The organism is Actinomadura sp. GC306 (assembly GCF_004348665.1).
Lineage (GTDB): Bacteria > Actinomycetota > Actinomycetes > Streptosporangiales > Streptosporangiaceae > Spirillospora.
Genome location: NZ_SMKM01000049.1, coordinates 23,397 through 30,137 on the forward strand (window position 1 = coordinate 23,397; position 6,741 = coordinate 30,137).

At 74.3% G+C, this 6,741-nt stretch carries 7 protein-coding genes; 3 read left to right on the plus strand and 4 right to left on the minus strand.

The features are described from left to right. Nucleotides 1–16: 16 nt before the first annotated feature. Both E1200_RS10200 and mnmA read right to left on the minus strand, forming a co-directional pair. Nucleotides 17–835 carry an LLM class F420-dependent oxidoreductase gene (locus tag E1200_RS10200; protein WP_131951583.1) on the minus strand — a complete coding sequence of 273 codons (819 nt, stop codon included), beginning with the start codon at nucleotides 833–835 and terminating at the stop codon, nucleotides 17–19. Between the two features lie 205 nt (nucleotides 836–1,040). After that, nucleotides 1,041–2,129, minus strand: a complete 1,089-nt coding sequence (gene mnmA / locus E1200_RS10205) for a tRNA 2-thiouridine(34) synthase MnmA (RefSeq protein ID WP_131951584.1) — start codon at nucleotides 2,127–2,129, stop codon at nucleotides 1,041–1,043. A 67-nt stretch (nucleotides 2,130–2,196) separates the two neighbouring features. Here mnmA and E1200_RS10210 point away from each other — a divergent pair, with 67 nt between their 5' ends. After that, nucleotides 2,197–3,273, plus strand: a complete 1,077-nt coding sequence (locus E1200_RS10210; protein WP_131951585.1) for a DUF695 domain-containing protein — start codon at nucleotides 2,197–2,199, stop codon at nucleotides 3,271–3,273. Between the two features lie 18 nt (nucleotides 3,274–3,291). Here the strand turns inward: E1200_RS10210 and E1200_RS10215 are convergent, their stop codons facing one another. Then, nucleotides 3,292–4,134, minus strand: coding sequence for a DUF1206 domain-containing protein (locus E1200_RS10215; protein ID WP_243708458.1), 843 nt, complete (start codon nucleotides 4,132–4,134; stop codon nucleotides 3,292–3,294). Nucleotides 4,135–4,200: 66 nt separating this feature from the next. Continuing rightward, the gene (locus E1200_RS10220) at nucleotides 4,201–5,376 is read right to left on the minus strand and encodes a cysteine desulfurase family protein (protein WP_131951590.1); all 1,176 of its coding nucleotides are present in this window, start codon (nucleotides 5,374–5,376) and stop codon (nucleotides 4,201–4,203) included. A 149-nt stretch (nucleotides 5,377–5,525) separates the two neighbouring features. Here E1200_RS10220 and E1200_RS10225 point away from each other — a divergent pair, with 149 nt between their 5' ends. Both E1200_RS10225 and E1200_RS10230 read left to right on the plus strand, forming a co-directional pair. Continuing rightward, nucleotides 5,526–6,059: a TetR/AcrR family transcriptional regulator gene (locus E1200_RS10225; protein ID WP_131951587.1), complete on the plus strand. Its 534-nt coding sequence runs from the start codon at nucleotides 5,526–5,528 to the stop codon at nucleotides 6,057–6,059. A gap of 130 nt (nucleotides 6,060–6,189) precedes the next feature. Next, on the plus strand, nucleotides 6,190–6,741 hold a 552-nt coding region (locus E1200_RS10230; protein WP_131951588.1), incomplete at its 3' end, for an MFS transporter.

Consider the following 6,741-nt stretch of genomic DNA (forward strand, 5'->3'; position numbering starts at 1 on the left):
CCTACCGGCGCTGTGATCACAGCAGTTCCGCGAGCCGGTCCAGGTAGCGCAGCGAGTCGTCCTCGGGCAGGGTCTTCAGGTTGAACAGGACCTCGTCGACGCCGGCGTCCCGCAGCTCCGCGACCGTGCCGGCGTCGCGCGGCACGCCGAAGAGCGTCACCGGCACGCGGCGGCCGGCCCGCTCGCGCAGCTCGGCGATCTGCGCCGCGAGCTGTTCGGTGTTGCGGCCGAAGATCGGCATCCAGCCGTCGCCGAACTCCACCACCCGGTCGAACGTCGTCGGCCCGGAACCGCCGATCATGACGGGCGGGTGCGGGTCCTGGACGGGCTTGGGGTAGGAGAACACCGGGTCGAAGTCGACGAACTCGCCGTGGAACTCGGCCTCGTCCTTCGTCCACAGCTCCTTGATCGCCAGCACGCGCTCGCGGAGCAGCCGCATCCGGGTCGCCGGGTCGGTGCCGTGGTTGCGCATCTCCTCGCGGTTCCAGCCGGCGCCGACGCCGAACACGGCCCGGCCGCCGGAGACCAGGTCGAGCGAGGCGACCTCCTTCGCCAGCACGATCGGGTCGCGCTGGATGACCAGCGCGATGCCGGTGCCGACGCGCAGCCGCTCCGTCACGGTCGCGGCGGCGGTCAGCGCGACGAGCGGGTCCAGCGTCCGGTAGTACTGGCGCGGCAGGTCGCTCCCGCCCGGCCACGGCGTCTCGCGCTTCACGGGGATGTGCGTGTGCTCGGCCAGGTAAAGCGACCCGAACCCGCGCTCCTCCAGCGCCCGCCCGAGCGCGGCGGGCGCGATCCCCTCATCGGTCACGAACGTCGAAACACCAAATTCCACGTGCTCAATGTAGCGCCCTTGGCGTCGGGCCCTAGAGGGCCCTCCTTCGGCGGTCACTACGGCGATCGCTGCATCGCTCCGACTCGCCCAGGGGCTCGCTGCGCGATCAGGTTTCTCGCTTCGCTCGAAACCTGCCTTCGGACGCGATCGCAGGCGTTGGGGTCGGTGCGGGGCCGGGATGGTGGCTGAGGTCCGGTGCCGGGCGTCAGACGGGGACGCGGGCGGTGTCGGTGATCGTGGCTGAGGCCAGGACGCGGTCGTCGTCGTAGAGGACGGCCGCCTGGCCCGGTGCCACGCCGCGCGCGGGGGTGTCGAGGCGGACGCGCAGGTCGTCGCCGTCCATCTCGGCCGTGCAGGCGTACACCTCGCCGTGCGCACGGAGCTGCACCTCGCACCCGAACGGGCCGCTCCGGGCCTCGCTCAGCCACACCGGGCGCTCGCCGACGATCTCGGTGACGTCCAGCGACTCGCGCGGCCCCACGGTCACGGTGTTCGTCACCGGGGAGATGTCGAGGACGTAGCGGGGCCGCCCGTCCGGCGCGGGGGTGCCGATGCGCAGGCCCTTGCGCTGGCCGATCGTGTAGGCGTAGGCGCCCTCGTGCTCGCCGACCTCGTTGCCGTCGGTGTCGACGATCGGGCCCGGCGCCGTGCCGAGCCGCTCGGCCAGGAAGCCGCGGGTGTCGCCGTCGGCGATGAAGCAGATGTCGTGGCTGTCGGGCTTGTCGGCCACCTGGAGGCCGCGCCGCTCCGCCTCGCGCCGGATGTCGGCCTTGGACGTGTCGCCGAGCGGGAACAGGGCGTGGGCGAGCTGCTCGGGGGTGCACACGGCGAGCACGTAGGACTGGTCCTTGCCCGCGTCGACGCCGCGCCGCAGGACGGGGACCGCGCCGGAGGCGTCCAGCCGCGCGTAGTGGCCGGTGCAGACCGCGTCGAAGCCGAGCGCCATCGCGCGGTCCAGCAGCGCCGCGAACTTGATCTTCTCGTTGCAGCGCAGGCACGGGTTCGGGGTGCGGCCCGCCGCGTACTCGCTGACGAAGTCCTCGACGACGTCTCGGTGGAAGCGTTCGGCGAGGTCCCACACGTAGAAGGGGATGCCGATCACGTCGGCGGCGCGGCGCGCGTCCCGGGAGTCCTCCAGGGTGCAGCAGCCGCGCGCCCCCGTCCGGTAGGACCGGGGGTTGCTGGACAGGGCCATGTGGACGCCGGTGACGTCGTGCCCGGCCTCGGCGGCGCGGGCGGCGGCCACGGCGGAGTCGACGCCGCCGGACATGGCGGCGAGTACGCGCAAAGTCATAGTCCTTCGAGCGTACGCGGCGTGGCCCGATCCCCAGGCGGCATTTACGCGTACGATTGGGGCCGCTATGGGAATCTTCCGTCGTCCGCGCGAGGCGTCACCGGTGACACCGCCCGCGATCAGCGAGTTCTGGGACTGGTGGGCACAGGCGCGCCCGACGATCGAGGCGTCGCTGGCCGCCGGGCCCGACCAGCCCGAGCCGGAGACGCCCGGCGAGGGCCTGTCCGCGGAGGCGATCGAGGAGCTGTCCCGCCGCGTGCACAAGATCCACTCCGCGCTGCAGTGGGAGATCGGCGGCGCCGAGGACCGCGCCCCCTCGCTCACCGTGACCGGCGGCGGCGCCCCCGAGCTGCGCGGGCTGACCGAGCGCTGGGCGCGGTCCGCGCCGTCGGGCGCGGCGGCCGGCGGCTGGAGCTTCCACCCGGCGCGGCAGCCCGACCGCGAGATGCTCGCCCAGGACCTCGCCCTCGGCGACCACGAGTTCGACCTGGAGTACGTCCGCCTCGGCATGCGCGCCGACACCGCCCGGGCCCGCGTGCACATCACCGCCTACCACCCCGACTTCCTGTTCGTGTCGGAGGAGCAGCAGCTCCAGGTGGCGCTGAACGTGCTGCACTGGGCCCTCGGCGAGGACGACGTCGCCCGCTGGATCGGCGAGGTGACCATCGCCACCGAGGCGCCGATCGACGCGCTGCCGCCGTCGATGCTGGCCGCGGTCGTCGAGCAGGTCGCCGAGCCGTTCGCCGAGCCCGCCTGGCTCACCGGCGAGGGCCGCACGCCCCGCGGGCACCCCGCCCGGCTCGCCGCCCGGTTCCCGCTGCACCGCCAGGACTACCCGCTCTGCGACCTGCACGTGGCGATCAGCGTCCCGTACGCGAACAGCAACCCCGACCGGCTCCCCGTAGAGCCGTCCTCGGGCGCGCTGCGCGCGTTCGAGAAGAAGCTCGCCAAGCTGGGCGACCGCGCGGTCCTCGCCGTCCACGAGACCGGCGACGGGCTCCGCGTCTACCACCTCTACGCCGACCCCGACTCCGGGGTCATCTCCCAGCTGGACCAGCTCGCCGCCGCGTGGCCGGAGGGCAAGGCCAAGGTCGCCTCCACCGGCGACCCCGGCTGGCGCGCCCTGGCGCCCTACCAGCCCTGAGGGCCCGCCGGCCCGGCCCTACCAGCCGGGCCCGGAGGCGTCGACCTTGCGCCAGCGCGCCTCGCAGAACGAGTACAGGCCGAAGACGAGCAGGCCCGCGGCCACGGCGAGCAGCCCCCAGGGCCCGGCGGGGCTGTCGGCGAACTCGCGGAGGGTGCCGTCCAGGCCCTTGGCCTTGTCCGGCTGGAAGGTGATGGCGGCGTAGGCGAGGAACACCCCGACGCCCGCGCCGATGAGGCCGCGGGCGGCGTTGCCCGCGATCCCGAGCGGCTGGACGAAGCGGCGCGCGGCCCGGCTCATCCGGCCGGTGTCCAGCTCCTCCAGGAAGTTCCGGCGGACGGCGCTGAAGATCACGTAGCCGCCCCATCCCAGGAACCCCGCCGCGACGGCCAGCACGAGCCACCGGCCGCCCGGCGCGCCCATCGCCTGCGCGGTGTACGTCTGGGACTGCTTGTCGCTGGACGACCCCTGGTGCCCGAACAGGAACCCGAAGGTCACCGCGGCACCACCGAGGTAGACGACGCTGCGGGCCGCCGAGCCCAGCCGCTCGCGGAACTTGTGGCCGTCCGGGATGGGACGCCCGTACAGCACCTCGGCGAGCTGCCAGACGGCGAGCGCGGTGAACCCGCCCGCCATGACCCACAGGACGATCGTGCCTCCGGGCCCGTCAGCGACCATCTGCAGGGCTCCCGTGCGCTCGGCCTCCTTGCCGCCGCTGCCGCCGCCGAATCCGATGCGGAGCGCCAGCCAGCCGATGAGCAGGTAGAGCAGGCCGCGGGCGACGAGGCCCACCCGGGACAGGTGGTGGAACCACGGGTGCCCGGCAGCCCTGCGGCCCGCCTGCTTCACTTCGCCTTCCATCACCATGCGCGCTCCCCTCCTCAAGGACGGCAAGGCTGTCCCCGTTAAAGGGAGGGTCAAACGCGGTCAGCCGAGGCCGGCGCGGCGGGCGCGCTCCACGACCGGGCCGATCGCGTCGGCGAGGGCCTTGACGTCGGCCTCGGTGGAGGTGTGGCCGAGGCTGAAGCGCAGCGAACCGCGGGCGCGTTCGGCGCCGGTGCCCATCGCCATGAGCACGTGGCTCGGCTGGGAGACGCCCGCCGAGCAGGCCGAACCCGTGGAGCAGGCGATGCCGCGGGCGTCCAGCAGCATGAGCAGGGCGTCGCCCTCGCAGCCGGGGAAGGAGAAGTGCGCGTTGCCGGGCAGCCGGTCGTCCGGGTCGCCGTTGAGGATCGCGTCGGGGACGGCGGCGCGCACGGCCTCGATCAGCGTGTCGCGCAGCTCGGCGAGGCGCCGCGCCTCGGCGTCGCGGTGCGCGACCGTCGCCTGGACGGCGGCGGCGAACCCGGCGATGGCGGGCGCGTCGAGCGTCCCGGACCGGACGTCGCGCTCCTGGCCGCCGCCGTGCAGCAGCGGGACCGGGTCGAGGAACAGCGGCTCTTTCGGCTTGGCCAGCAGCAGCGCCCCGACGCCGAGCGGGCCGCCCAGCTTGTGCCCGGTGAGCGTGAGCGCCTGCGCGCCGCTCGCGGCGAACCCGACGGGCAGCGTCCCGGCCGCCTGGACGGCGTCGGTGTGCAGCGGGACGCCGCGCTCGCGCGCCGCGGCGGCGAGTTCGGCGACGGGCTGGACGGTGCCGACCTCGTTGTTGGCCCACATCACGGTCGCGAGGGCGACGTCGTCGCCGGAGCCCATGGCCTCCAGCAGCGCCTCGGGGTGCACGCGGCCCCGCCCGTCCACCGGGATCCAGTCGATCCGCGCGCCCTCGTGGCCGGCGAGCCACTGCACCGCGTCCATGACGGCGTGGTGCTCGACCGCGCTGGCGAGCACGCGGTCGCGGGCGGGGTCGGCGGCGCGGCGGGCCCAGTAGACGCCTTTCACGGCGAGGTTGTCGGCCTCGGTGCCGCCGGAGGTGAACACGACCTCGCTCGGGCGGGCGCCGAACGCCTCGGCGATGATCTCGCGGGACTCCTCGACGACCCGGCGGGCGTGCCGGCCGACCGCGTGCAGCGAGGACGGGTTCCCGAGCTCGCGCAACCGGGCGGTCATCGCCTCGATCGCCTCGGGCAGCATCGGGGTCGTCGCCGCATGGTCGAGGTAGGTCACCACGGGGTCAACAGTATCCGCGGCACTCGTGTTCCCCGCCGCTGCCCGGCCGGTTGCGGGCGGTCCGGGGCCCGGCGGGCGGCCCGGGAATGGCGGCGGCCGGGCCGGTGTTCGCCTGTATACCGTCCAGACGGTACAGTCGAAGGATCATGATGAAGGACACCCTCCTGGACGCCGCCGAGGCCGTCCTCTCCGAGCAGGGGACGCAGGCGCTGACGCTGACCGCGGTCGCCGACCGCGCGGGCGTCAGCAAGGGAGGGCTGCTCTACCACTTCCCCACCAAGGAGGCGCTCGTCCGGGCGATGGTGGCGCGGGTCATCGAGGAGTTCGACGACCTGATCGCCTCCTACATCGCCTCCTACGAGGACGGCGCGCCCGGCGCCTACACCCGCGCCTACGTCGAGGCCACGTTCGAGATCCTCACCGGGGAGGCCCGCGCCTACCGGCGGTGGTCGGCCATCACGGCCGCCGCCGCGGACCCGGAGCAGGCCGAGCCGCTGAACGAGGCGATGCGGCGCTGGCACGGCCGCGACCCCGCGGAGGACCCCGACCCGCAGCTGGCGACGGTCGTCCGGCTGGCCGCCGAGGGCCTGTGGGAAGTGGTCAGCCATGATCCCGCGCTGTACGGCGCGGACCAGCTCGAAGCACTGAGGCGGCGGCTGCTGGCCCTGCTGGACCGGTAGCGCCCGGCGCGCACCGCGCCGCCGCCCCCACCCGACATCCGGGCCACCGGCCTGGAGCGTTCCATGATGTCCGTCACAGTCCCGCCCCGGGGTGCGCCCCGCCGCGCCGAGAACGAGGAAGAGGTGAACCATGCTGTCCCGCGCCCGTACGGGGACGTTCCTGACCTTCGCGCTGGCGGGCCTGCTGATCGGGGTCTGGGTGGCGCGCCTGCCCGCGCTGGCCGCCAAGTTCGGGACGGACGAGAGCGAGATCGGCATCGTCGTCCTCGTCTGGGGACTCGGCGGGATCACGGCCATGCAGGCGCTGCGCGGGCTGATGTCGCGCGCCGGGAGCCGCGCCGTCCTGCGGGCCGCGCTGCCGCTGACCTCGCTGGCGTTCGCGGCGGTGGCGCTCGCGCCCTCCTACGGCGTGCTGCTCGGCGCCGTCGTGCTGTTCGGGATGGCGTTCGGCGTCACCGACATCGCGATGAACGCGCAGGGCAGCGTCGTCGAGCGGGCCTACCGCCGGCCCGTGCTGAGCGGCATGCACGCGGGGTGGTGCGTCGGCGCGATGAGCGGCGGCTTGGTCGGCGTCGCCACGGCGGCAGCCGGGCTCGGCTTCACCGCCACCGTGCTGATCACCGCGGTGCTGACGCTCCCCGCCGGCGCCGCCCTCGGCCGCACCTTCCTGCCCGACCCGCCC